This is a genomic window from Pseudomonas sp. JQ170C (genome assembly GCF_035581345.1).
Taxonomy (GTDB): Bacteria; Pseudomonadota; Gammaproteobacteria; order Pseudomonadales; family Pseudomonadaceae; genus Aquipseudomonas.
In genome coordinates this window covers 1,802,774-1,827,731 of sequence record NZ_CP141608.1, presented here as the reverse complement: position 1 = coordinate 1,827,731, position 24,958 = coordinate 1,802,774, and the positions used below count along the sequence as shown (strand labels likewise).

The following is a 24,958-nucleotide window of genomic DNA, read 5'->3' as shown; positions in this document are numbered from 1 at the left end:
CTTCCCTGTGAACAACTTTTTCCAATCCACCGGCTTGCACGCCTTGAGCTTGCAGGGCTTCGGCCCGCTGTTGCTGCAAGGCACCTGGATGACCGTGAAACTTGCCCTGTTATCGCTGGCCCTGAGCCTTGCCCTGGGCCTGCTGGGCGCCAGCGCCAAGCTGTCACGCCTGCGTGTGCTGCGCGTGCCGGCCACCCTCTACACAACCCTGATCCGCAGCGTGCCGGACCTGGTGCTGATTCTGCTGATCTTCTACACCCTGCAACTGTGGCTCAACGATCTGACCGAGTTGCTGGGCTGGGATTACTTCGAGATCGACCCCTTCACCGCCGGGGTCATTACCCTGGGCTTCATCTATGGCGCCTACTTCACCGAGAACTTTCGCGGCGCGATCCTCAGTGTGCCGGCCGGCCAGCTGGAAGCGGCGACGGCCTACGGCCTGAACCGTATACAGCGCTTTCGCCTGGTGCTGTTCCCGCAGCTGATGCGCTTTGCCCTGCCGGGCCTGGGCAACAACTGGCTGGTGCTGCTCAAGTCCACCGCCCTGGTGTCGATCATCGGCCTGGCAGACCTTGTGAAGGCTGCGCAGAACGCCGGCAAGACCACCAACAACACCCTGTACTTCCTGATCATCGCCGGGTTGGTCTACCTGCTCATCACCACCCTTTCCAACCGCCTGTTCAAGCACCTTGAGCGGCGCTACAACACCGGCATCAAGGAGCTGGCGCGATGATCGAACTGATTCAGGAATACGGTCCGGCCTACCTCTACAGCGATGGCGCCGGGCTCTCCGGGCTGGCCATGACCCTGTGGCTGTTCATCGTCACCATGGTGGTGGGCTTTTTGCTGTCGCTGCCCCTTGCCCTGGCGCGGGTGTCGCGCACCCTGTGGCTGCGCTGGCCGGTAGAGGTGTACACCTTCGTGTTTCGCGGCACGCCGCTCTATATTCAGCTGCTGATCTGCTACACCGGCCTGTACGGCCTTGAGGTGGTGCGCGACAACGCCATGCTGGACCAGTTTTTCCGCAACGCCCTGAACTGCACCCTGCTGGCCTTCGTGCTCAACACCTGCGCCTACACCGTGGAAATCTTCGCCGGGGCCATTCGCAACATCCCCCATGGCGAGATCGAGGCGGCCCAGGCCTATGGCCTGCACGGCTGGCGCCTGAACCTGTTCGTGATACTGCCGGCCGCCCTGCGCCGCTCGTTACCGGCCTACAGCAACGAACTGATCCTGATGCTGCATGCCACCTCCCTGGCCTTCACCGCCACCATCGCCGACATCCTCAAGGTGGCCCGCGATGCCAACGCCGCCACCTTCCTGACCTTCCAGGCCTTTGGAATCGCGGCGCTGCTGTACATGTTGCTGTCCTTTGCACTGGTCGGCGGCTTTCGCCTGGCCGAACGACGCTGGATGCGTTTTCTTGTTCCTGCCCGAGGCTAATCCATGACTATTACCGCAACCGCCTTGTCGACCGCTGCAACGCCCGCCCACCGCCCCAGCCCGCGCATCGCTGCCGTGGCCCAGGACGCCACCGTCAAACTCAGTATCCAGGACCTGCATAAAAGCTACGGCGAGCACCAGGTGCTCAAGGGTGTATCCCTCAATGCCCGCAAAGGCGATGTGATCAGCCTGATCGGCGCCAGCGGCTCGGGCAAGAGCACCATGCTGCGTTGCATCAACTTCCTCGAACAACCCGATGCCGGCGTCATCACCCTCGACGACCAGCGCATCGAAATGCGCCCCGGACGCGCTGGCACCCGGGCGCCGCACCCCGCACAACTGCAGGACCTGCGCACGCGCCTGGCCATGGTGTTCCAGCACTTCAATCTGTGGAGCCACATGACGGTGCTTGAGAACATCTGCCTGGCGCCACGGCGGGTGCTGGGCGTCAGCGCCGAAGAAGCCCAGGCACGGGCGCGCAAGTACCTGGACAAAGTCGGCCTGCCGGCTCGCGCCGCCGACCAGTACCCGGCCTTCCTGTCCGGTGGCCAGCAGCAGCGGGTAGCCATTGCCCGGGCGCTGGCCATGGAGCCGGAGATCATTCTGTTCGATGAGCCCACCTCGGCACTCGACCCGGAACTGGTCGGCGAAGTGCTCAAAGTGATACAGACGCTGGCCGAGGAAGGTCGTACCATGCTCATGGTCACCCACGAGATGGGCTTTGCCCGTCAGGTGTCGAGCCAGGTGTTGTTTTTGCATCAGGGCCGGGTCGAGGAACAAGGAAGCGCCGAGATACTTGACCAGCCGCAGAGCGAACGCCTGCAGCAATTTCTTTCCAACCGTTTGAAGTGAAGCCGAACCTGCATGGATACCAAGGTCAACAGCCCACACGCCGCGCCGCCCCTGGACCGGATCGACGAAGCGATCATCGACGTGCTGCGCCATAACGGGCGCATCACCTACGAGAAGCTTTCGTCACTGGTGCACTTAACCCCCCGCCCCTGTCTGGAGCGGGTGCGCAAGCTGGAAAGACGGGGAGTGATTCGCGGCTATGGCGCGATCATTGATGTGCAGATGGTCTCCCCGGGGCTGTCGTTGCTGGTGCTGGTAGCCCTGTCGAACCAGAGCGGGCGCAGTGCGCAAAAAGCCTTCGAGGCGTGCGTGCGGGCCTGCCCGCAGGTGTTCGATTGCCAGTTGATCAGTGGCCATTTCGACTACAGCCTGCGCATGCGTTGCCGCGACATGGAGCACTACCGGGTGCTGACCGAAACCTGGATGAACAACGACGAACTGCATATCGACAAGCTGGTGGCGCATCCGGAGCTGGCGGTGGTGAAAAACACCGCCCCCCAGCTCTGAACGCCCAATGACTCAGATGCGTGGCGGCATTGGCTGCTCGCTGCGCGTCCAGTCCAGCAACAGGCTATAGGCGACGGCCAGCAAGGTCGGGCCGATAAACAGGCCGATGAAGCCAAAGGCCAGCAAACCGCCAAACACCCCCAGCAGCACAATCACCAGCGGCAGGTTGCCTCCCCGGCTGATCAGGTACGGCTTGAGCACGTTGTCCACGCCACTGATGATGAACGTGCCCCAGATCCCGAGGAAGATCGCCATGCCGTACTCGCCCTGCCAGGCCAGCCAGGCGGTGGCCGGTACCCAGGCCAGTGGCGGCCCCATGGGAATCAGGCTGAGCATGAAGGTGACGATGGCCAGCACCAGCGCGCCGGGAACACCGGCGATCAGGAAGCCGATCAAGGCCAGGATCGCCTGGGCCGCTGCGGTACCGATCACGCCGTTGACCACCCGCTGCACAGTGCCCGCGACCAGCCCCAGATAGTACTCGGCGCGCTCACCGATCAAGCGTTCCAGCAGGCGCAGCACAAAGGCCGAAAGGCGCGGCCCGTCACGGTAGAAGAAGAACACGAAGACCAGGCTCAGGGTCAACTCGAGGATGCCGCTGCCGATCTGCGCACTGCGCGCCAGCAACCAGTTACCGACCTGGCCCAGGTAAGGCTTGACCGTGGTCAGGAAGGCCGCGCCCTGCTGATCAATGGTGTCCCACATCGCCACCAGCCGCGGCCCCACCAACGGCACGCCGCCCAGCCAGCCCGGCGCATCCGGCAGGCCATCGACCTGGACATCGCGAACGAAGGCGGTGGCATCGCGGATGTGATCGGCCAGGTTGAACCCCAGCCACACCAGCGGCAAGGCCACCAGCAATATCCACAAAGCGGTCAACAGGCCGGCCGCCAGGGTTTCGCGCCCGCCGAGCACACGAGTCAGCAAGCGCATCAGCGGCCAACTGGCGTAGGCCAGAATGGCCCCCCAGAGCAGGGCCGACATGAACGGGGCCATCACCCACAGGCCCGCACCGAGCAGGCCAAGCAGGATGATCTGTACCAGCAGGCGATCATTGTTGGGCATGCGGTTCTCGCTCAACGAATCAGTTCGACGTGAAGGCCGTCAGTCTTGGCATCACCCACTTCAAGCCTGGCCATGCGCACGCCAGCCTTGCCCAGTTGCTCGCGCCAGGCCTCGGCCTGGGGGCCACTCAGGGTGACGCGCAAGGTGCTGTCCAGGTTCAGGCTGCGCCCCAGCAGCGTGACCCAGGTAGGCAGGGGCTCGCCCAGATCAGGGTAGTCGAGCTTGCCGGTGTCGCGCAGTTCGCGCAGCACGGTGGCCGGCGTCGGCAGCACCTCGCCCAGGGGGGCGTCGGCAACAAATTCTTCGACATGAAGGTAGGCGCGCTTGTTGCCGCGGGTGACGCTGTAGAGGGCTACCAGCGTGTTGCTCTGCTCGGCGGAGCGGCGCAGCAGGATGAAGGCTTGTTGATCGTCCGCCCCACCGAGGCGCGAATTCTTGAACACCTCGTTGGCCCACAGGCTGTTTTCGCCACAATCGCGGGCCTGGCACCAGAACAGCGGATAACCGCCCTCTTTCTGCAGGGCTTCACGGGCTGCGGTAAAGGCATCGTTGGCGCTGCGCTCAGCGGGCAGCTCGTAGGTGACCGAACTGACCTGGCCGCGGCTTTCGATCTTGCCTTCGGCGCGCAACTGGCCGCTGATCTTGCGCAAGGAGCCGAGCGGGTAGATCCGCTCCTGGTCGGCGGCGCTGCGCTCGACCACCACCTTGGCGTCGACCGGCACCGGCAAGCCCTCGGCCAGCAACGGTGCGCTGAACAGCACGGCGAGGCCCGCCGCCACTGCTTGTCTGTAGCGTGTGATACTCATTGGCAAGCCACGCCGCACGGGGCGCCAAGGCTGAATATGGGTGAAACGTTGTCGTGCTTGTTCATGGTTGTCTCCCTGTTCAACCCGCCAAGCCTCGACAGTTGCCCGCCGCAAGTCAAGAAATGCCAAAAAACTGATTGAAACAGTCTGCAACAAGCCTTGCACCCGACTCATCGTCCAGGTGCAGGTGATGACCGCCCGGCAACTGTTCCCAGGCAAAGGGTAGCTGCTCGAGCAGTTCGGGGTGGCGGGCCAACATGCCGTCGGCGGCGACCACCAATTGAGCCGGGCAGGCGATACGCTGAACAAAGCTGAGTGCCTGAGCCTGGCTCAGGCGCGTGGGTGATGGCAGGGTCAGCCGGCTGTCGCTGCGCCAGGAATAGCCTCCCGGCACGGGCATCACGCCGCGCTGGGCGAGCAGTTCAGCGGCTTCTCGACTGACCGCCACCTGCCCGCGCATCCGCGCCTCTACCGCCCGCTCCAGCGTCGGGTGCACGGCCTTGCGCTTGCTGTCCAGGCGCATTTGCGCCTCCAGTGCCATGCCCATGCGCTCGGCGGCATTTTCGGGGCCGCTGGTGGGCGGGATGACCCCGTCGATCAGCGCAAGGCGTGTCACGCGTTCGGGCAGCGAGCCGGCCAGCACCACCGAAACAATCGCACCGAGCGAATGCCCCAACAGGGCAAAGCGCTCCCAGCCCAGTTGCTCGGCAACGCGCAGCACATCATGGGCATAGTCCCACAGGGCATAGCCCGCGCCGGCGGGGCGGTGCTCGGAGTAACCGTGCCCGGCCAGGTCCAGCGCGACAATGCGCAGCCCCGCAAGCTGGGGTGCCAGCCGGGCAAAACTGTTGGCATTGTCCAGCCAGCCATGCAATGCGATGACCGGTTGACCATCGGCTGGGCCGAACAGATGAGCCGCCAGTTCGATGTGCCCCAGGTTCAAGCGCACCTCTTCAACGCCATGATTCATGCCTGTCGCTCCTGCCAACGCTCCAGCAGTCCCCTGATCAGTTGGGCGGTGTCATCGGGCCGTTCCAGCGGGAACATATGCCCGCCCGGCAGGCTGTGGTACTCACCCAGGGGCAAGCGCCGTACTTCGCGGGCATGGTACTGCCTCACCACCCGACTGTGGCTGCCGCGCACCATGGCCAGTGGCACCTGCAATTGCTGGGCGCGCCCGGGTCGCGTGTGAGGAATGTTGCGGTAGATGCTGATTTCCGTGGACGGGTCGAAACACAACCGCAGCGACTCGCCCTCCTGGCGCAGCCCATGCTGCAGATACGCCTCCAGGCACTCGGGGTCGAAACCGCGGAACAGGGTCTTGCTGGCAAAGTAGGCCCGCGCCTGGTCCAGGTCGGTAAACGCTTCGCGGCGCCCGAGGGTACGGCCGGCCGGGGTGATCCTGTCGATAAAGCCCCAACGCTTGGCCAATTGCAGGAGCCAGCGCTCGGTCTGGGTCAGGACGGGCGAATCGAGCATCACCACCCCACGGTAACGCTCGGGACAACGCAAGGCGGCATGCAAGTGCAGCACGCCGCCCAGGGAGTGCCCCACCCCCCACACGGGTTCGGGAAGTTGTTCGAGGTGATGGATCAGCTCATCGACCAGCGTCTGCCAGTTTTCGTCGACCGGAAAGCGCGGGTCGTGGGCATGCTGGGGCAAATGGCTCACGGTGTAGTCCGGGCCCAGGCCGGCAAAGAGCTTGCCGTAGGTGGCCGAAGGAAAACCGTTGGCGTGAGCGAAAAAGACCTGTTGCGACATACCCGGCTATCCGTAGGAAAAACAGACCTTGATTGTCCGCAACTGACCTGGGCCGGGCAATGACCGTAACAGCCACCTTCGATGGCACTCCGGTCACGAGGGGCAGGCCCTGCAACCGGAGTGGTGCTGCGCCGTCAGGCGTGGGTCATGCTGCGCAGGGTCATCAAACCGGCCAGCGGCCAGTCACCTTCAAGTTGCGCAAGGCTCGCGGTGCTCATGCCCTCGGCGGCGCGGGCATGGCCGTGCTGGAGCATGCCGACCAGGTTCCCTACCAGGGGTTGATGGCTGACCAGCAATACATGCTCAAGGCCCAGGGCATCGAGCGCGGCAATGACCTGGCCCGGTTCGGTGTCTGGCGTCAGCCAGGGCACCGTTACCACCGGTTTGTCGAAGCCCAGGGCCTCGTGGACCAGCGCTGCAGTCTGCTGCGCCCGCACGTAGGGGCTGGCGAGGATCGCCTGCAGGGGCTGGCCGAGCAACTGGGCCGCGCTGCGCAGCACTTGCTCACGGCCGTGGGCCGTGAGGTTGCGCTCGGCATCGGAACGTGCGCGGGGCTCGGCTTCTCCGTGACGCAATACCCAGAGCTTCACAGCTTGGGCTCCTCGTCACGCGCCGGGTGCGGTGCCGGCGGCACGCTGTGGGCCGCTTCACCCTCGGGTGCGCGTGGCGCTGGCCAGTCGGCAAACGGCCAAGGCTTCTGGTCGCTATGAAAGGTGCCGAAACGGCCGATCTGGGCCAGGAACTGGCTGAGGCTATCGCCGAAGTTCATCAGGCTGGCACTGGGCGCGCCATAAATCAGACGGTAGATCAACTGCACCAGCACCAGGCCGCCCAACAGGGTTTGCGCCACTTGCCACACCAGCAAAAACACCAGCATCCACAGCACGCGCAAAATGATCGACTCGCGCTGGGCCTGGTTGGGGGATTCGTTCATGTGTTGCTCCTGTACTCAGTTGAAACCGCTGGTGGAGATGAAGTCGACATCGGTTTTCGGCTCGGCGCGCATCAGCAGCTCGATGACCTGGGTCAGGGTGCGCCCCTCAAAGAGAATCGCATGCAAGCCCGCCACCAGGGGCATATACACCTGCACCTGCTGCGCCTTTACCTTCAGGACCTTGAGGGTGTTGACCCCTTCGGCGACTTCGCCCAGGCGATTGACCGCCTCCTCCAGGCTCAAGCCTTGGCCCAGGGCGTAGCCCACCTGGTAGTTGCGGCTCTTGGGCGAGGAGCAGGTCACGATCAGGTCACCGACACCGGCAAGCCCGAGGAAGGTCATGGGGTTGGCACCCTGGCTGACGGCAAAGCGGGTCATCTCGGCCAGGGCGCGGGTGATCAGCATGCTCTTGGTGTTCTCGCCCATGCCCAGGGCCACCGCCATGCCGGCGATGATCGCGTAGACGTTCTTGAGTGCCCCGCCCAGCTCGACGCCAAAGCGGTCGCTGCTGGCGTACACACGAAAGGTGCGCCCGTGCAGAACGGCCTGCACCCGCTGGCACAGCGCTTCGTCTTCACTGGCCACCACGGTGGCGGTGAGGGCATGCTCGGCCACTTCGCGGGCAAGGTTGGGCCCCGACAGCACGCCAATACGCGCTTGCGGCGCGATCTCTTCGAGAATCTGGCTCATCAGCTTGAAGCTCTGCGCCTCGATGCCCTTGGTCAGGCTGACCAGCATCTTGCCCGTGAGCAACTGGGCATGCGGTGCCAGCACGCTGCGCAAGGCGCTGGAAGGCAAGGCGACGAAGATCAGTTCGCAGTCGCTCAAGGTGGCCAGCAGGTCATTGACCGGCTCGACCCCTGGGTGAATCTTCACCCCCTTGAGGTAGCGCGGGTTTTCCCGGTTGTCGCGCATGGCCTGGGCCTGCTCGGGATCGCGCATCCATTGGCGTACCGCGATGCCGTTTTGCGCCAGCAGATTCGCCACGGCGGTACCGAAACTCCCGCCTCCCAGAACTGCAACCGGCTGCTGTTCAGTCATATCCAATCCGTTAAAACCAATAATAGTGGCGACCCTCGCATTATACGGAGCGACAAGGCCAGAGCCAGCGCCAGATCAGGAAATTGCCCCCGGTATTGCCGTGACTGCGACTGGAAAATGCTGGCCACTCGGTTAACATGCCCGGCTTTAACCCGATACCAAGGCCGCACCGTGTCATTTGGCCCTCCCTCCCCGCGCCCTGTTGTGCTGTTGACCGCCTTGCTGAGCGCCCCTGCCGTCGCCGACGACCTGTTCGTAGACACCCAGGCCGTGCCCCAGGTACTGACTGCCACCCGGCTCAAACAGTCGCCGGCAGCCGTACCCGGCAGCATGACCGTGCTCGACAGCGCCTTGATTCGCGCCAGCGGCGCCCGCGATGTCCCTGAATTGCTGCGCCTGGTGCCGGGGATGATGATCGGCTACGGCGCCGCCAACCAGCCGACGGTCAATTACCACGGCAGCAACGTCAACGACGCCAGGCGCATGCAGGTGTTGATCGACGGCCGCTCGGTCTACCGCGCAGGCCTGGCCACGGTCGACTGGAGCGACATCCCCCTGGCCATGGAAGACATCGAGCGCATCGAGGTGTTTCGTGGCCCCAACACCGTCAGCTACGGCGCCAATGCGCTGATGGCTGTGGTCAACATCCTCACCCGCAAACCGGCCGACAGCCACGGCACGCGCCTGAAGGTCACCCGCGGTCAGCGCGGCATCAACGACTGGTATGCCAGCCAAGGCACCGGCTGGGAAGATGGCGACCTGCGCCTGTCGCTCTCCGGCATGCAGGACGACGGCTTCGATGAAGACCGCAACGGCCAGGACTACCGTGACAGCCGCCGGCTCAACCGCCTTAACCTCAGCGTCAGTCATGCCCTGGCGAGCAACCAGAGCCTGGATTGGCAACTGGCGGTCAAGGAGGGCAGCAACCAGCGCCCCTACACCTATCAGCCGGTGTTCTATGGCGTCACCGAAAACGGTGACAACTCCGATGCCAACGCCAAGAACTATGCCGGCTCCGTGCGCTGGAACATCGACCTGAACCCCGAGCACAGCCTGTACGTGCAAGGCACGGCCCAGCACTGGGAGCGCAAGCAGGTGTGGCGCGCCTGTGATGCGGCGATGTCTTTCAGCCCGCAGTTGACCCGCCTGTGGCAGCTCGACCCGAACTATGCCGAGCAAGTGGCGCGCAACATCCTCGCCCCGCCACCCCCTGCCAGCCCAGAAAAGTACGCACTGGCAAGCGAGGCCCAGCAGCAATGGCGCAACGGCGGCTCTGAGCAGGTGTGCGGCGACATCGACCAGAGCACCCGGGAAACCCGTATGGACCTGGAGCTGCAGGACACCCTGAGCCTGTCCGACAGCCTGCGCCTGGTCAGCGGTGTCAATTACCGTTATGACCGGGCCGATTCGCAAACCTTTTTCAATGGCAGCCTGGACGACAGCACCTGGCGCTTGTTCGGCCACCTGGAGTGGCGCGCCAGCGAGCACTGGATCCTCCAGGGCGGGGCGATGTTTGAAGATGCCCGCCTGTCCGGCAGTTCGCTGACGCCGCGCGTGGCGGTCAACTACCTGATCACCCCGCGCCATGGCTTGCGTGCGGTGTATTCCGAGGCGGTACGCTCCCCCGACATGTTCGAGAACAACGTCAACTGGAGCTATCAGGTCGATAACCTGAGCCGCACGGTGTTCGGCCAGAACAGCGCCCGTTACTTCGTCAAGACCCGTGGGCCAGGCGACCTTGACCAGGAGCACATGCGTTCGCGAGAACTGGGCTATAACGGTTACTTCGCCGACGCCGATATCAGCGTTGACCTCAAGCTGTTCTACGACGAAATCACCGGCATGATCAGTGAGCCGCTGCGCAACAACCAATACATTGCCAGCAACAGCAACAAGGCCCGCTTCAGCGGCACCGAGGCGCAGATGGACTGGCACCTGAGCCCGGCCGATCGCTTTCGCCTGACCTACGCTCACGTCGATGCCTGGGCCAGCAACGCTGCCGACCGCCAGATGAGCGCGCACAACAGTGGCTCTGCCGGCTGGCTGCGCAACTGGGGCCAGGGCTGGTCCAGCGCCCTCTTCTATTACGGTGACGACGCGCTGAACCAGTACCGCTTCGAGCGCGTGGACCTGCGCGTTGCCAAGCAGATCACCTGGGACCGCACCCAGCTCGAGCTGGCGGGCATGCTGCAGCAGCGACTGGACGATGAGCCCACCAGCAACGTCGACAACTATTACGACAGCCGTCACGTGCTGTACTTCAGCGCGGAGTTGGCGTTCTGATGCGCCTTGTGCGGCGCTGGCTGTTGCTCATCTGCTTGTGGCCCCTGGGCGGGCCGTGGGCCAGTGAGATCCTGCTCACCGCGAGCCAGGACAGCCCCAGCGTCGAGCAATTTGTACATGCGCTGCGCGAGCGTCGCCCCAACGACAACGTACGCTTCGTGCCGGTCGATGAGCTGGGCCGCCCGGCCAAGCTCGACCCGGCCATTCGCCTGATCCTGCTCGACAGCGCCAGCCTTGAGTGGCGCCTGACCGAAAACCCCGGGCCACCCGCCCTGGCGTTGCGCGTAAGCCGGGTGCAAGCCGAAAAACGCCTGGGCAAACTGCGTCCGGCTTACCTGAGCCTGCTCTGGAGCGACCCGCCGCTGGATCGCCAGTTGCGCCTGACCCGCTACCTGCTGCCCCAAGCCCGTCGCATCGGCGTGCTGTACGGCCAGCACAGCCAGTTCCTGCTTGAAGAGTTGCGCCGCGCCGCCCAGCCCATGGGCCTGGAGATTGTCGCCCAGGCCTGGCCCGACTTGCGCGACAGCCGCCCTTTGCAAACCCTGCTGCAAAACAGCGATGTACTGCTGGGCATCGACGACCCGCAACTGTACAGCCCCAAAACGGCCAAGAATCTGTTGCTCAGCAGCTACGCCCGGCAAATGGCGCTGATCGGCCCCACGGCCGGGTTTGTCCGCGCCGGCAGCCTGGCCAGCACCTTGAGCGACCAGGACGACTGGCTGGCGGTACTGGACCGCCTGCTCGACCAGTCACCCGGCAAATGGCCCCGAGCCCTGTACCCGAAGCATTTCCACGTCGTCGGCAACCAGCAGGTTGCCCGCGCCCTGGGGGTTGAAACCATTGATCCGCTGGCCGCCGCGCAGGCCTTGGCCCTGGCCGAAGGAGAACGCAGACCATGAGGCGACGCCTGAGCTGGGACATTCACACCCGCACGCAGATCATCAGCCTGGGCCCTGCCCTGTTGCTGACCTTGCTGCTGATCAGCTTCTTCACCTTCGTGCGCATCCAGGACCTGCGCCAGGAGCTCAACCACACAGGCCAACTGATTGCCAACCAACTGGCACCAGCTTCCGAGTACGGCGTGATCGCCGGAAACGATGAAGTGCTCGAAAGCCTGATGCGCGCCACCTTGAGCATTCCGCACGTACGTTTTCTTGAGGTCCAGGACAGCAGCAACCATATCCTGGTGTATGTCGAGCAGCCGGATGAGCACGCCAATCGCGCCCAGCAGGTCGAAGTGTTCCAGGCCCCTATCCGCCTGCAGCAGATTCGCCTGGAAAACGACTTCCTGCACAGCACCAAGCAACCGGTGAAGAACATTGGTGACGACTACCTGGGCCGGGTCATCGTCGGCATGTCCAACGACGCCTTCAGCCAGCGCCAGCAAGAGATCGTGATCAAGGCCGCAATCCTTGCCTTGTTCGCCCTGCTCTTTACCTTCCTGTTGGCCAGGCGCCTGGCCATGAGCCTGGCCAAGCCGATCAGCGAGATGGGCCATGCGGTCAAGGCCATCCAGCAAGGCGAATTCAACGCCCCGCTGCCCGTGGTCGATGACAGTGAACTGGGGCATCTGGCCCAGCACATCAACAACCTCGCCTGCGCCCTGGCCCAGGCCAGCCATGAACAGCAGCAGGCGATATCACAGCTGATCCAGGCCCGCGAAGAAGCCGAGCAGGCGAACAGAGCCAAGTCCGACTTCCTGGCCATGATGAGCCACGAGCTGCGCACGCCCATGAACGGCGTACTGGGCATGCTGCAATTGCTGGAAACCACAGCCTTGAGCGAAGAGCAGGCCGAGTACACCGCCGTGGCCAGCGAATCGACCGGCCATCTGCTCAAGGTGATCAATGACATTCTCGACTTCTCGCGGATCGAGCGTACCAACCTTGAGCTGGAACACATCAACTTCAACCTGGGCGAACTGATCGGCAGCAGCGTGCAGTCGTTCCAGCACCTGGCTGCCCAACGCGGCCTGGACCTTGTCCTGCGGCTGCCGCCGGGCATGGAGCAGCTTCATGTGGTGGGCGACCCGACGCGTATCCGGCAGATCCTGCTCAACTTGATCGGCAATGCCCTGAAGTTTACCGAGCACGGCAGTGTGCGCATCGAGCCGCGCTGGCAGGTGCTCGACCGCCAGTTGATCTGGTTCGGCTGTGCGGTCCACGACACCGGTATCGGCATCGACAGCAAGCGTCTGGAAACCATGTTCGTCGCCTTCCAGCAGGCCGACAGCTCGATTTCCCGCCGCTATGGCGGCACGGGCCTGGGCCTCTCGATTGCCCGCACCCTGGCCGAACGGATGGGCGGTACCCTGCGCGGCGAAAGCCGCGAAGGCCAGGGTTCGACCTTTACCCTGGAAATGCCGCTGGCGCTGGCAGACACGCCCTCGACCCACGTGCCCAGCCTCCTGGACGACGCTGAAGACGAAGGCCAGGGCCGACGTATCCTGTTGGTGGAGGACAACCCGGTGAACCAGACGGTGATCGAAGCCATGTTGCGCAGCCTGGGTTTCGAGGTGTGCGTGGCCGTGGACGGCGCCCAGGCGGTGACCCAGGTCGCCCGCCAGCGCTTTGCCGCCACACTGATGGATTGCCGGTTGCCGATTCTCGACGGCTACGAGGCCACCCGGCGCATTCGCCAGCTGCCCCAGGGCGCTGCCATGCCGATCATCGCCCTCACGGCCAATGCCCTGCAGGGCGATCGTGAACGCTGCCTCAACGCGGGGATGAACGATTACCTGGCCAAGCCGTTCAAACGAACTGATCTGCAGCAGATTCTTCTGCGATGGCTGCCCGATCAGTCAGCTGCGACTGGCGATTAATCTGAAATTGCGGCAGTCTTATGGACTGGACAGGCCCCTCGAAAGGCCTGAAAATAAAATTTCAGTGCACAAGTGTACTTCTTTGCCCCGTGCGCTGTGACTTTCACTACAACGCAATAGTCTATGTGTAGGCTGCCGCCCCAAGCACAAGCGTTTTGGGTCGGCCGGGAAGATTTGCCCCCTGCCGCACGGGGACTATTGAGGAGCTCGCATGACCAAACAAAACGCCTTTACTCGGGAAGACCTGCTGCGCTGCAGTCGCGGTGAGCTGTTCGGCCCAGGTAACGCGCAACTGCCCGCCCCTAACATGCTGATGGTGGATCGCATTACCCACATCAGCCAGGAAGGCGGCAAGTACGGCAAAGGTGAATTGGTCGCCGAGCTGGATATCAATCCGGACCTGTGGTTCTTCGCCTGCCACTTCGAGGGTGATCCGGTGATGCCGGGCTGCCTGGGCCTGGACGCCATGTGGCAGCTGGTCGGTTTCTTCCTCGGCTGGCAAGGCCTGCCAGGTCGCGGTCGCGCCCTGGGTTCGGGCGAAGTGAAATTCTTTGGCCAGGTCCTGCCGACCGCCCAGAAAGTCACTTACAACATTCACATCAAGCGCGTCCTCAAGGGCAAGCTGAACATGGCCATCGCCGATGGTTCGGTCAGCGTCGACGGTCGCGAGATCTACACCGCCGAAGGCCTCCGAGTCGGCGTATTCACCTCCACTGACAACTTCTAAGGGTTATCCGCATGCGCCGCGTCGTTATCACTGGTCTGGGCATTGTTTCGTGCCTGGGCAATGACAAAGAGACCGTCTCCGCCAACCTGCGTGCAAGCCGCCCTGGCATCCGATTCAACCCGGAATATGCCGAAATGGGTCTGCGTAGCCAGGTTTCCGGCTCCATTGACCTCAACCTTGAAGAACTGATCGACCGTAAAGTCTTCCGTTTCGTGGGTCACGCCGCTGCCTATGCCTACCTGGCAATGGCCGACGCGATCAAGGACTCGGGCCTGACCGAAGAACAGGTGTCCAACCCACGTACCGGCCTGATCGCCGGCTCCGGCGGCGCATCGACCCTGAACCAGATGGAAGCGCTGGACATCCTGCGCGAAAAAGGCGTCAAGCGCGTTGGCCCGTACCGCGTCACCCGGACCATGAGCAGCACCGTCTCGGCGTGCCTGGCCACCCCGTTCAAGATCAAGGGCCTGAACTACTCCATCGCCTCGGCATGCGCCACCAGCGCACACTGCATCGGCACGGCGATGGAACAGATCCAGATGGGCAAACAAGACATCGTCTTCGCCGGTGGCGGTGAAGAAGAGCATTGGAGCCAGTCGTTCCTGTTCGACGCTATGGGCGCACTGTCCAGCAAGCGTAACGACACCCCGGAAAAAGCTTCCCGCGCCTATGACAACGACCGTGATGGCTTTGTCATCGCCGGTGGTGGCGGCATGGTCGTGGTTGAAGAGCTGGAGCACGCCCTGGCCCGTGGCGCCAAGATCTACGCTGAAATCGTCGGCTACGGTGCTACCTCCGACGGCTACGACATGGTCGCCCCAAGCGGCGAAGGCGCCATCCGCTGCATGCAGATGGCCATGTCCACCGTCGACAGCCCGATCGACTACCTGAACACCCACGGCACCTCGACCCCGGTCGGTGACGTTGCCGAGATCAAGGGCGTTCGTGAAGTCTTCGGCGACAAGGCTCCGGCCATCAGCTCGACCAAGAGCCTGTCCGGTCACTCCCTGGGCGCCGCCGGCGTTCACGAAGCGATCTACTGCATGCTGATGATGGAAGGCAATTTCATCGCCGGCTCCGCCAACATCGACGAGCTGGACCCAGCGGTTGCCGATCTGCCGATCCTGACCAAGACCCAGGAAAACGCCAAGATCGATACCGTGATGAGCAACAGCTTCGGTTTCGGCGGCACCAACGCCACCCTGGTGCTCAAGCGCTGGGAAGGCAAGTAAGGGCTAGCCCCTTATGTGAAAACGCCCCGACTGGTTCGGGGCGTTTTTGTTTGTATCGCGGGACATGAACACGCCTCAAGGCCGCATCGCGGGGCAAGCCCGCCCCTACCGCACTACACCGAGAACCGCCCCACCAACCCATTCAACTCGATCGCCAACTGCGAAAGCGCCTGGCTCGCCGCATTGGTCTGGTTCGCCCCCGCCGAGGTCTGCAGCGCCAGGTCACGGATATTGGTCAGGTTGCGGTCCACCTCCCGCGCCACCTGCGCCTGCTGCTCGGACGCACTGGCGATCACCAGGTTGCGCTCATTGATCAGGCTGATGGCAGCGGCGATTTCGTCCAGCGCCGCTCCGGCCGCGTGCGCACCGTCCAGGGTGACTCGCGCGCGCTCGTTGCTCTGTTGCATGCCCGACACCGCACGGTCGGTGCCTTGCTGGATGCCGTCGATCATCTGTTCTATTTCCCGGGTCGACTGCTGGGTACGGTGCGCCAGCGCCCTCACCTCATCGGCCACCACGGCAAAGCCACGCCCGGCATCACCGGCACGAGCAGCCTCGATGGCAGCGTTGAGCGCTAGCAGGTTGGTCTGCTCGGCAATGGCGCCGATCACATCCAACACCTTGGTAATGCCGTGCACCTGCTGCGCCAATTGCTCCACCTCCTCGGCATTGGAGGTGACGCCCGCTGCCAGTGATTCGATCGAGGCGACGGTCAGGCGCACCTGCTCGCGCCCCTGCCTGGCAATCCGGTCCGACTCTCGGGATGCCTCGGAGGTGGCCACGGCGTTGCTCGCCACCTCCTCCACTGCAGTGGTCATCTGGTTGACTGCGGTGGCGGCCTGCTCGATTTCCTGGCTTTGCTGCATCAAGCCGCGGGTAGCGTCATCGGTCACTGCGCTCAGTTCTTCGGAGGCAGAGGCCAACTGATTGGACGAGTCGGAGATGCGCCCGATGGTGTCACGCAAGCTCTGCTGCATCTGCTTGAGCGCTGCCAGCAAGCGCGCCGGCTCGTCCTTGCCGTGAACAGAAATCTGCGGGGTCAGGTCGCCAGTGGCGACCACCTCGGCCACTTGCAGCGACTGGCCCAGAGGCCGAACGATGCTGCGGGTCAGGGTCAGGGCAAGAATCACCGTCAGCACCAGAGCCGCCACCAGCAACGCAACCACCCACACCCGGGCACTCTTGAACACCGCTTCGGCAAGGTCGGTGGCCGTGTTGGCATGGTGGTTGTTGAGGGCGATCAGTTCGTTGAGGGTGGCGGTCAACTGATCGGCCAACTGGTTCATTTCACCGTTGACCAAGGCAGTGGCCGCCTCGACCTGGTTCTGCGCCGAAAGCTGCATCACCTGGGCCTGCAAACCGAAGTACTGCTGCTCAAGGTTCAGGTAGCGGTCGAACAGGGTCTGCTCTTCAGGCAATACGATCAACGCCTGGTACTGCTGCTGCGCCTTGCCAAGGCCGACCTTGATCTCTTCGACACGCGCCTTGTTCTGCTGGAGCGCCTGGGGATCGCGGTTGATCAGCAGACGCAAGGTTAGCGCGCGGATGCGCATGGTGTCCTGGGCCATCTGCCCCACTGCAATCACACTGGGCAGCCAGTTGCTGTCGACCTGCTCGGACTGCTGGCGCATGCTGGTCATCTGCTGCAAGGCAAACCCGCCCAGGGCAAACACCAGTAACGCGACCAGGCCAAAACCGAGGCCGGCCCTGGGCGCGATATTCATGTTTCTCAAATTCATACACGGGCTCCTTCCAAAAGCGCTGCAATGCGTTGCAGCAGTCCTTGCTTCTAGAAGGTATCGGCCGGTAGAGAATTTGCGTAAGACGAAAAAGTGATATCAAAGTGCCTTATCATCACCTTGCCAACCGCGCACTGACTCAGCGCACGGTGAAGCGCTGCTCGGCCAGCAGGCGATCCCCCTGGAACACCATGAAATGCCATTGGCCGGGTACCACTTCGTGGTTTTCTGTGAACTCATAGGCCATCACATCCTGGGCAGCCCCAGGCACCAGCTTCTGCACCACTTCGAATTTGTCGTGGCGCTTGCCGTCGGGCGTGCGTACGCCTGGGGTGAGGTACAGCAGCGTCAGCGGCGTGTCTTCGGCCACCTTGCCGTCCAGGCGATAGCGCATGCCGAACTTGCTGCCCAGGCGCGCTGGAATCTCGTCGGTTTGCTGAATGGTCTGGTTGCTCATGGTCAGCACCCGCTCACCGGGCTGGAAGTTCTGGTGGCGGGTCTCGAACAGGCCGTACTCGATAGGGCCCTGGACATGAACCTCGGCACTGGCCAGGCCACTGACCAGCAAGAGCCCGCACACAGCGCTGAAACGACTGGAAAACATGGTGCACTCCATCAGGATTGATGGCGGCAGGCTATGACACCGGCATGACAGGCTGATGACAATCCGCTCATTCGCGGCGCTTGGGCAGCACGGCCAGAAAGTTGTCGCGCGCAACTTTCTGCGCCACCTCGGCCGGCAAGGCATCGAGGAAGGGGTCGAAGCTGTGCAACTGCTCGCCCAGGCTGCCGAACCGCCCCACCACGTCAGAACCGAGCATGAAGCGCTCAGGGAAGCGCTCCACCAGCTTGACCCACTGCGCCCTGGGTTTGCCCTTTTCGTCCAGCAGATAAGGCTGCAGCACGCTCCAGGACAGGTCGATGTACAAGTTGGGATAGGCTTCGAGCATCCGCGACAGGGTCGGCAACAGAAAATCCAGCTGCGTCTGGTGACGGTGGATTTCCATGCTGGTACCGGCATGGGCCCAGATGAATCGCGTGTGCGGATGGTTGCGCAGCGGCTCTTCGATTTCCGCCAGGTACAGCGGGTTGCGCTCGCGCTTGGAGGTGATGTTGGAGTGCACCAGCACTGGCAGGTCCTGTTCGGCAGCCAGGTGGTAGATGCGGGTCATGGCTTCATTGTTGGCCCGGGGCGTATCGCCGGTTGTCAGTGCGGTAAGGTCATCATGGCGGGTGAACACCTCGCCAATGCCCTGCCACAGCCCCGGATACAAGGCGAGCATGCGCTCGATATGCGCCAGGGCGTTCTTGTCCACCGGGTTGAAGCCGGTCAGGAAAGGATGAAAGCGTTGGCGCTGGGCGGGGGTGAGCTTTTCCAGCGCGGCAGCCACGTAGGTATCGGTGGCGCTGTACCAGTAGGCATCGGCATCGTCGCCTGCGTAGTAGCGCGGGCGTTTGGGCTCATCCTCATGCCATTTTTTTGCGACCGGAATGCCGGCGATCATCGACTGGTCGATACGCGCCTCGTCCATCGCCTTGAGCAGCGCATCCATGCCTTCGCTTTCCTGGAAAAAATCCACGTAGTGCAGGTGCGCATCACTGTAGTGGTACTCCCGCGCCTGCACGTTTTGCAGGGTCAACCCGATCAACAGCACCCAGCCCAGCCCTTTGGCGAACATTGCACATTCCTTCCTGGCGATTCAGACAGGGTAGACCGGCTGCGCCGCCGCACAGTTCAGCCGCGGCCGCGAACAGGCTATGATCCAGGCAATCATTCCCGGCCTGGAGCCCACCGTGAGCAATCCCCTGGTCATCCGTCCTCGCGCCGAATCCGTTGAAGGACAACCCATCCTGCGCCCGCTGCCTTCGGCACAAAGCCGTAGCGTGGGGCCGTTCGTGTTCTTCGATCACATGCTTGAAACCGACTACGCCCCGGGCCGCGGCGTGAACATACGCCAGCATCCGCACATCGGCCTGTCCACCCTCACCTACCTGTTTGAAGGCGAACTGCTGCACAAGGACAGCCTGGGCTCCGATCAACGGGTCAAGGCCGGTGAAGTCAGCTGGATGACTGCCGGGCGCGGTGTCGCTCATGTCGAACGCACCCCCGCCGACCTGCTGGCAAGCGGTTCGCGGCTGCATGGCCTGCAAGTGTGGCTGGCCTCACCCAGGGAGGCCGAGCAAGGCGAAAGCCACTACAGCCATCACCCGGCCGACAGCCTGCCGGTAAGCGACAGCCTGGGCGTGAACATCCGCATGATTGCCGGCAGCGGCTTTTGCCTGCAGTCGCCGGTACCCGTGCTCTCGCCCACCCTTTATGCCCTGGTACAGATGCAGTCCGCCACGACCCTGACCGTTCCCAATGAACATGCCGAGCGCGCGCTGTATGTGCTGGAGGGGGACGTGAGCCTGGACGACGAGGCGGTTGAGCCGCACAGCCTGGTGGTGCTGCCGGAAGGGGAAGAGATGAGCCTGTACGCCGACAGCGAAAGCCGGCTGGTGCTGTTCGGGGGCGCCCCGCTGGACGGGCCGCGGCGTATGAACTGGAACTTCGTGGCCAGTGATCCGGCGCTGATCGATCAGGCCCGGGCGCGCTGGGCGGCGGGCGATTGGCCGACGGTGCCGGGGGAAAGCGAACGGATCGAGTTGCCTTGAATGATTGATCGCGGGGCAAGCCCGCTCCTGTAGGAGCGGGCTTGCCCCGCGATACGACTTACGCCTTGAACACTTCATCCAGCAAATTGAACATCGCCTTGAACGCCCGCTTGGACGTACGGGCGTCGTACTTCATCTTGCCGGGAATATTGGCCGCCGTGTCGGTGAACGAGTGCACCGCACCGCCATAGCTGACCAGTTGCCAATCGACCTTGGCCGCATCCATCTCCGCCTCGAAGGCCGGCAGTTGCTCTTTAGGTACGAACGGGTCGGCAGCGCCATGCAGCACCAGCATCGACGCCTTGGTCTTGCCTTCCTGTGCCGGCAGCGGTGTATCCAGGGTGCCGTGGAATGAAACTGCAGCCTGCAACCGATCGTCCATGCGGGCCAGCTCCAGGGCGCAGCAACCGCCGAAGCAGAAGCCGAAGGTTGCCAGCTTGCCCGGCTCCAGGACTGCGCGCGACTGCCCCAGCAACTGATCCAGCGCCTCTTTCATGCGCTTGCGCAGCTCCACACGGTCGTCCTTGAGCGGCGTCATCGCCGCCCCTGCTTCATCCATGTTCGAGGGGCGCAGCGTCTGACCATAGATGTCAGCGATCAGCACCACGTACCCCTGGGCGGCGACCTCCTTGGCAATGCGCTCTGCGCCCTCGCCAATCCCCATCCAGTTGGGTGCCATCAGCAGCCCGGGTTGCCCCGTGGCACCCTGGGTGTAGACCAGGCGACTCTCATAGGCTTTGCCGGCAACATGATAGACCAGCGACTCGATTGTGACTTTGCTCATGCAGTCCTCTCCTTGCACCATGAAAAAAGCCCGCCGAAGCGGGCTTTCCTGACTCTACTTAAGCCGACAATTCGACCAGCAGCTTGTTCAGGCGACGAACGTACGCCGCCGGGTCCTTCAAGCTGTCGCCTGCCGCCAGGGCGGCTTGATCGAAGAGGATATGCGAGAAGTCGGCGAAACGGTCTTCGCTCTGCTCGTTGTCCAGTTTCTCGATCAGCGGATGGCCAGGGTTGAATTCAAAGATAGGCTTGGAATCCGGTACCTTCTGGCCGCTGGCTTCAAGGATCTGGCGCATCTGCAGGCCCAGGTCCTGTTCGCCGATTGCCAGGATCGCAGGCGAATCGGTCAGGCGGTGCGAGACGCGCACTTCACTGACGCTTTCACCCAGTGCAGCCTTGAGACGCTCGACCAGGCCTTCTTTGTCCTTGGCGACTTCTTCCTGGGCTTTCTTGTCTTCTTCCGAATCCAGCTTGCCCAGGTCCAGGTCGCCGCGGGCGACGTCGACAAAGCCCTTGCCGTCGAATTCGCTCAGGTAGCTCATCAGCCACTCGTCGATGCGGTCGGTCAGCAGCAGCACTTCGATGCCTTTCTTGCGGAAGACTTCCAGGTGCGGGCTGTTCTTGACCTGCGCATAGGACTCGCCGGTGAGGAAGTAGATCTTGTCCTGACCTTCCTTGGCACGGGCCAGGTAGTCGGCCAGCGAAACGCTCTGCTCGCCGCTGTCGTCGCTGGTGGAGGCAAAGCGCAGCAGACCGGCGATCTTTTCCTTGTTGGCGAAGTCTTCGGCTGGGCCTTCTTTCATGACCTGGCCAAAGTTCTTCCAGAAGCCCTTGTACTGTTCAGGCTCGTTCTTGGCCAGCTTCTCGAGCATGTCCAGTACGCGCTTGGTCAGGGCCGACTTCATCGAGTCGATGATCGGGTCTTTCTGCAGGATTTCCCGCGAGACGTTCAACGACAGATCGTTGGAGTCAACCACACCCTTGATGAAGCGCAGGTACAGCGGCAGGAACGACTCGGCCTGGTCCATGACGAACACGCGCTGCACGTACAGTTTCAGGCCGCGTGGTGCTTCGCGCTGGTACAGGTCGAATGGCGCACGGGCCGGAACGTACAGCAGCGAGCTGTACTCAAGCTTGCCTTCGACCTTGTTGTGGCTCCAGGCCAGCGGGTTCTCGAAGTCGTGCCCGATGTGCTTGTAGAACTCCTGGTATTCCTCGTCCTTGATCTCGGTACGCGGACGGGTCCACAGGGCGCTGGCGCGGTTGACGGTTTCCCATTCTTCGGCCGGCTTCTCTTCGCCTTCAGCGGCTTCGACCTGCTTTGGCAGCTCGATCGGCAGGGCGATGTGATCGGAATACTTCTTGATGATGTTGCGCAGGCGCCAGCCGTCGGCGAACTCTTCCTCACCCTTTTTCAGGTGCAGGACGATACGCGTGCCGCGCTCGGCCTTGTCGATGGTGGCGACTTCAAACTCGCCCTCGCCCTTGGACGACCAGTGCACGCCTTCGGCGGCTGGCTGACCGGCACGGCGGCTGAATACGTCTACCTTGTCGGCAACGATGAAGGCCGAGTAGAAGCCCACGCCGAACTGGCCGATCAGGTGCGAATCTTTCTTCTGGTCACCGGTAAGGTTCTTCATGAAGTCGGCGGTGCCGGACTTGGCGATGGTGCCCAGATGGGTGATCACGTCCTCGCGGCTCATACCGATGCCGTTGTCTTCGAGGGTGACGGTGTTGGCATCCTTGTCGAAGCTGACACGGATTTTCAGCTCGGCGCCGCCTTCGAGCAGCTCAGGTTTGGCCAGGGCCTCGAAGCGCAGTTTGTCGACGGCATCGGAGGCGTTGGAAATCAGCTCGCGAAGGAAGATTTCCTTGTTTGAATACAGGGAATGGATCATGAGGTGCAGCAGTTGCTTCACCTCGGTCTGGAAGCCCAGGGTTTCTTTTTGAGTTTCCACACTCATGGTCTTCAACACTCCAATCTGATGGCAGTTGTCGCTCGGCAGGCGAGCCCGGTGGCCCAGGCCTGCTTTTACGGCGGGATGTCATGCAGATGGGGGCACGGGACGCTATTTCAAGGGCGAGGTCATTTCTTCGATTTTGAAATGGGCACGGGCGGTGGCAATGGGTTCGCTCGGATTGCCCTGCCAGGCGGTGATCGCAACGTTGGTCACCCGCCGCCCCTGACGCCACAGCTGACATTGGGCATAGGTGTCGCGAAAATGCCCGGCACGCAGGTAGTCGATGGAAAAGTCGATGATCTTCGGAACGGCCGCGCTCTCACTGAAAATCATCAGGTACAAGGCAGCCGACAACTCCATGAAGCCTGCGATCACTCCCCCATGAATCGCCGGCAACAGGGGATTACCGATGTTGTCCTGGCTGGCCGGCAGGCAAAACAGCAAATCATCGCCCTGCCGACTGCACTCGATACCGATCAGGCTGGCATAGGGAATCATCGCCAATAGCGGCTGATAGTTGCCTTCGGCATGGGCCTGGCGCAATTGCTGGTGCACTTCTGGCGGGATCATTGTCCTGGCTCCTTGAGGCGCTTGCCAAAATTCAGGCCGCCCTTCACGCCCTTGCCCAGGCGCATGAAGGTGCCCACCACCTGGGCAATGGGCTGCTCCGGGTCGTCCTGATAGGCCATGCCACGGGTGAAGATCACGTCACGGGTAACCCGATAGCACTGGGCATAGCCGTAGATGTCCTGGCCGGCCTTGGCCGAGTGCATGTAGTCGATGCGCAGGTCCAGGGTCGGACAGACTTCAAACTCTGCCAGGGCGCACAGGGTAGCCATGCCGCACGTGGTGTCCATCAAGGTGGTCAACGCGCCCCCGTGAATGGCGCCGGTATGGGGATTGCCGACGATTTTTTCCGAGTATGGCAGCACCAGCGTCATGCCTTGGGGGTCGGCGTGGTGCACACGCATCTGCAGTAGCTGACAGTGACGCAGCGCCGAGAGAAAGCGTTCAGCCATGGCCATCAAGTCATTCATATCATCAAGGCCTTTTGAGTGATCGACGCAATGCATAAGCCTGAAAAAAAGTCCATATAGATCCGGCAGTTATATATCTTTGAAACGGGCGGAACTTCTATTGGTTACTTGCGCTCAAAGGAACAAGCAACTTATTCCCACCAGGAGAAACACCCATGCGTAAACCTTTTGCTTTTGCCGTAATGCTGGCCGCCGCCCTGGGTCTCGCTGCTTGCGATAAAGCCAGCGAAGACAAGGCTCAGGATGCTGCGCAACATACCGAGAACGCTCAGCAGAAGATGGACGAAGCTCAGGATAAAGTGAACGAAGCTGCAAAAGAAAACGCTGAAGCCGCCAAAGACAGTGCTGAAGCGCAACAGAAAGCCGCTGAAGAAGCCGCTCCAGCCGTGCCGGCCACTCCAGCGCCTGCTGAGCCTGCCAAGTAAGCACGCAACAGCTGTTAAAAAAACCCGACTTGCGTCGGGTTTTTTTATGGCTGTAGATCGGCAATTTAACGATTCAGTTAATACTGCTTTCTTTAGCGGCATCTGCCACGGGTGCTTCGGTGGGGGTGAATACCATCACATCCAGCACATCGGAATGAAACTCGCGACGATACAGTACAAGCACTACCCCTGCGCTCATCAGCATGAACAACCAGGGGCTGATAAACCAACTGAGCATGGCCATGCCGAAGTAATAGGAACGCAGGCCAAAGTTGAACTGGTTGGCCGCCATTGAAATAACCCGGGCAGCGCGTTGCGCAAAGGCTTTGCGCTCAAGCTCACTGACATGGCGCTCACCCACCATCGGCGCCGAGCCGACCAGAATGGCGGCGAAATTGTACTGGCGCATGCACCAGCTAAAGGTGAAAAACGCATAGACAAATACGGTCGCCAGGCACAGCAGCTTGATTTCCGACATGCCCTGGGACGCCTGCTGGACCAGCGGCAGGTCAGCCAGCAGCGACACCGCACGATCCGACGCGCCCAGTACAGTGAGAATACCGGCCAGAATAATCAGGGTGCTGGAGGCAAAAAACGAGGCATTGCGCTCAAGGTTGCCGACCACGCTGGCATCGGCAATCCGGTTGTCGCGCATCAGCATGCGGCGCATCCAGTCTTCACGGTACAGGTGCAGCACGCTGGCCAGGCACGCCGTGTCGCGTCCCTTCCAGGTGGCGTAGCGGGTATACCCGCCCCAGCAAATCACGAACCAGCAGGCTGCCAGCAAATGGATCAGGTTACTTTGTATGAAGCTCATTCAAGGTTCCGGTAAATGGTTTCGTGCACAGTAAAGCGCATTGACCGCCTTTCGACGCTTATCCCTGAA

26 protein-coding genes are annotated in these 24,958 nt (G+C 62.5%); 11 read left to right on the top strand and 15 right to left on the bottom strand.

The features are described from left to right. Positions 1-88 precede the first annotated feature (88 nt). Genes U9R80_RS08490 through U9R80_RS08475 form a run of 4 tightly spaced genes read left to right on the top strand, consistent with a single transcriptional unit; the run spans position 89 to position 2,802 of the window. The gene (locus U9R80_RS08490; RefSeq protein WP_324805199.1) at positions 89-733 is read left to right on the top strand and encodes an ABC transporter permease; all 645 of its coding nucleotides are present in this window, start codon (positions 89-91) and stop codon (positions 731-733) included. Further along, complete coding sequence (locus tag U9R80_RS08485; protein ID WP_301842896.1) at positions 730-1,443, top strand: ABC transporter permease; 714 nt, start codon at positions 730-732, stop codon at positions 1,441-1,443. The genes U9R80_RS08490 and U9R80_RS08485 overlap by 4 nt, the downstream gene beginning before the upstream one ends. 3 nt (positions 1,444-1,446) lie before the next feature. Continuing rightward, positions 1,447-2,295, top strand: a complete 849-nt coding sequence (locus U9R80_RS08480) for an ABC transporter ATP-binding protein (RefSeq protein ID WP_301842897.1) — start codon at positions 1,447-1,449, stop codon at positions 2,293-2,295. Positions 2,296-2,307: 12 nt separating this feature from the next. Further along, positions 2,308-2,802, top strand: coding sequence for an Lrp/AsnC family transcriptional regulator (locus U9R80_RS08475; protein WP_028945327.1), 495 nt, complete (start codon positions 2,308-2,310; stop codon positions 2,800-2,802). 12 nt (positions 2,803-2,814) lie between these two features. Here the strand turns inward: U9R80_RS08475 and U9R80_RS08470 are convergent, their stop codons facing one another. The 7 genes from U9R80_RS08470 to U9R80_RS08440 all read right to left on the bottom strand — a co-directional run bounded on the left by U9R80_RS08470 (position 2,815) and on the right by U9R80_RS08440 (position 8,409). Beyond that, a complete protein-coding gene (locus tag U9R80_RS08470) occupies positions 2,815-3,867 on the bottom strand; it encodes an AI-2E family transporter (RefSeq protein ID WP_301842898.1) in 1,053 nt (350 codons plus the stop codon). An 11-nt stretch (positions 3,868-3,878) separates the two neighbouring features. Beyond that, the gene (locus tag U9R80_RS08465; protein ID WP_301842899.1) at positions 3,879-4,673 is read right to left on the bottom strand and encodes a DUF4892 domain-containing protein; all 795 of its coding nucleotides are present in this window, start codon (positions 4,671-4,673) and stop codon (positions 3,879-3,881) included. Between the two features lie 115 nt (positions 4,674-4,788). After that, entirely contained in the window at positions 4,789-5,643 is an 855-nt protein-coding gene (locus tag U9R80_RS08460) for an alpha/beta hydrolase (protein WP_301842900.1), read from the bottom strand. After that, positions 5,640-6,434 carry an alpha/beta fold hydrolase gene (locus U9R80_RS08455; RefSeq protein ID WP_301842901.1) on the bottom strand — a complete coding sequence of 265 codons (795 nt, stop codon included), beginning with the start codon at positions 6,432-6,434 and terminating at the stop codon, positions 5,640-5,642. Before U9R80_RS08455 ends, U9R80_RS08460 begins: the two co-directional genes overlap by 4 nt. Positions 6,435-6,568: 134 nt before the next feature. Further along, positions 6,569-7,024 (bottom strand): phosphohistidine phosphatase SixA, encoded by a 456-nt coding sequence (gene sixA / locus U9R80_RS08450; protein WP_301842902.1) that lies wholly within the window; start codon positions 7,022-7,024, stop codon positions 6,569-6,571. After that, positions 7,021-7,368: a DUF4389 domain-containing protein gene (locus tag U9R80_RS08445; protein ID WP_301842903.1), complete on the bottom strand. Its 348-nt coding sequence runs from the start codon at positions 7,366-7,368 to the stop codon at positions 7,021-7,023. The genes sixA and U9R80_RS08445 overlap by 4 nt, the downstream gene beginning before the upstream one ends. A gap of 15 nt (positions 7,369-7,383) precedes the next feature. After that, entirely contained in the window at positions 7,384-8,409 is a 1,026-nt protein-coding gene (locus U9R80_RS08440) for an NAD(P)H-dependent glycerol-3-phosphate dehydrogenase (RefSeq protein WP_301842904.1), read from the bottom strand. Between the two features lie 117 nt (positions 8,410-8,526). Between U9R80_RS08440 and U9R80_RS08435 the strand changes: the two genes are divergently transcribed. The 5 genes from U9R80_RS08435 (at position 8,527) to fabB (ending at position 15,472) form a co-directional block, all read left to right on the top strand. Continuing rightward, entirely contained in the window at positions 8,527-10,692 is a 2,166-nt protein-coding gene (locus U9R80_RS08435) for a TonB-dependent receptor plug domain-containing protein (protein WP_301842905.1), read from the top strand. After that, positions 10,692-11,591, top strand: coding sequence for an ABC transporter substrate-binding protein (locus tag U9R80_RS08430; RefSeq protein WP_301842906.1), 900 nt, complete (start codon positions 10,692-10,694; stop codon positions 11,589-11,591). The genes U9R80_RS08435 and U9R80_RS08430 overlap by 1 nt, the downstream gene beginning before the upstream one ends. Next, positions 11,588-13,513, top strand: a complete 1,926-nt coding sequence (locus tag U9R80_RS08425; RefSeq protein WP_301842907.1) for a response regulator — start codon at positions 11,588-11,590, stop codon at positions 13,511-13,513. The genes U9R80_RS08430 and U9R80_RS08425 overlap by 4 nt, the downstream gene beginning before the upstream one ends. Positions 13,514-13,724: 211 nt before the next feature. Continuing rightward, positions 13,725-14,240 (top strand): 3-hydroxyacyl-[acyl-carrier-protein] dehydratase FabA, encoded by a 516-nt coding sequence (gene fabA, locus U9R80_RS08420; RefSeq protein WP_028945338.1) that lies wholly within the window; start codon positions 13,725-13,727, stop codon positions 14,238-14,240. A gap of 11 nt (positions 14,241-14,251) precedes the next feature. Further along, a complete protein-coding gene (fabB, locus tag U9R80_RS08415; protein ID WP_301842908.1) occupies positions 14,252-15,472 on the top strand; it encodes a beta-ketoacyl-ACP synthase I in 1,221 nt (406 codons plus the stop codon). A 113-nt stretch (positions 15,473-15,585) separates the two neighbouring features. Here the strand turns inward: fabB and U9R80_RS08410 are convergent, their stop codons facing one another. From U9R80_RS08410 to U9R80_RS08400, 3 genes are all read right to left on the bottom strand, one after another. Next, the gene (locus tag U9R80_RS08410) at positions 15,586-17,211 is read right to left on the bottom strand and encodes a methyl-accepting chemotaxis protein (RefSeq protein WP_301842909.1); all 1,626 of its coding nucleotides are present in this window, start codon (positions 17,209-17,211) and stop codon (positions 15,586-15,588) included. 139 nt (positions 17,212-17,350) lie between these two features. After that, positions 17,351-17,815: a DUF3859 domain-containing protein gene (locus U9R80_RS08405; RefSeq protein ID WP_301842910.1), complete on the bottom strand. Its 465-nt coding sequence runs from the start codon at positions 17,813-17,815 to the stop codon at positions 17,351-17,353. A gap of 67 nt (positions 17,816-17,882) precedes the next feature. After that, complete coding sequence (locus tag U9R80_RS08400; protein WP_301842911.1) at positions 17,883-18,890, bottom strand: amidohydrolase family protein; 1,008 nt, start codon at positions 18,888-18,890, stop codon at positions 17,883-17,885. A 115-nt stretch (positions 18,891-19,005) separates the two neighbouring features. On the opposite strand from U9R80_RS08400, the gene U9R80_RS08395 reads away from it, so the two are divergent. Then, the gene (locus U9R80_RS08395) at positions 19,006-19,866 is read left to right on the top strand and encodes a pirin family protein (RefSeq protein WP_301842934.1); all 861 of its coding nucleotides are present in this window, start codon (positions 19,006-19,008) and stop codon (positions 19,864-19,866) included. A gap of 58 nt (positions 19,867-19,924) precedes the next feature. Here the strand turns inward: U9R80_RS08395 and U9R80_RS08390 are convergent, their stop codons facing one another. The 4 genes from U9R80_RS08390 to U9R80_RS08375 all read right to left on the bottom strand — a co-directional run bounded on the left by U9R80_RS08390 (position 19,925) and on the right by U9R80_RS08375 (position 23,647). Further along, positions 19,925-20,650 (bottom strand): dienelactone hydrolase family protein, encoded by a 726-nt coding sequence (locus tag U9R80_RS08390; RefSeq protein WP_301842912.1) that lies wholly within the window; start codon positions 20,648-20,650, stop codon positions 19,925-19,927. A 58-nt stretch (positions 20,651-20,708) separates the two neighbouring features. Continuing rightward, positions 20,709-22,613, bottom strand: coding sequence for a molecular chaperone HtpG (gene htpG / locus U9R80_RS08385; protein WP_301842913.1), 1,905 nt, complete (start codon positions 22,611-22,613; stop codon positions 20,709-20,711). A 105-nt stretch (positions 22,614-22,718) separates the two neighbouring features. Continuing rightward, entirely contained in the window at positions 22,719-23,180 is a 462-nt protein-coding gene (locus tag U9R80_RS08380; RefSeq protein ID WP_301842914.1) for a PaaI family thioesterase, read from the bottom strand. Continuing rightward, positions 23,177-23,647, bottom strand: a complete 471-nt coding sequence (locus U9R80_RS08375) for a PaaI family thioesterase (RefSeq protein WP_301842915.1) — start codon at positions 23,645-23,647, stop codon at positions 23,177-23,179. Before U9R80_RS08375 ends, U9R80_RS08380 begins: the two co-directional genes overlap by 4 nt. A 155-nt stretch (positions 23,648-23,802) precedes the next feature. Here U9R80_RS08375 and U9R80_RS08370 point away from each other — a divergent pair, with 155 nt between their 5' ends. Then, entirely contained in the window at positions 23,803-24,072 is a 270-nt protein-coding gene (locus tag U9R80_RS08370) for a hypothetical protein (protein ID WP_274118463.1), read from the top strand. A gap of 73 nt (positions 24,073-24,145) precedes the next feature. On the opposite strand, the gene U9R80_RS08365 is transcribed toward U9R80_RS08370, so the two are convergent. Then, entirely contained in the window at positions 24,146-24,889 is a 744-nt protein-coding gene (locus U9R80_RS08365) for a DUF599 domain-containing protein (protein ID WP_301842916.1), read from the bottom strand. Positions 24,890-24,958: the final 69 nt, after the last annotated feature.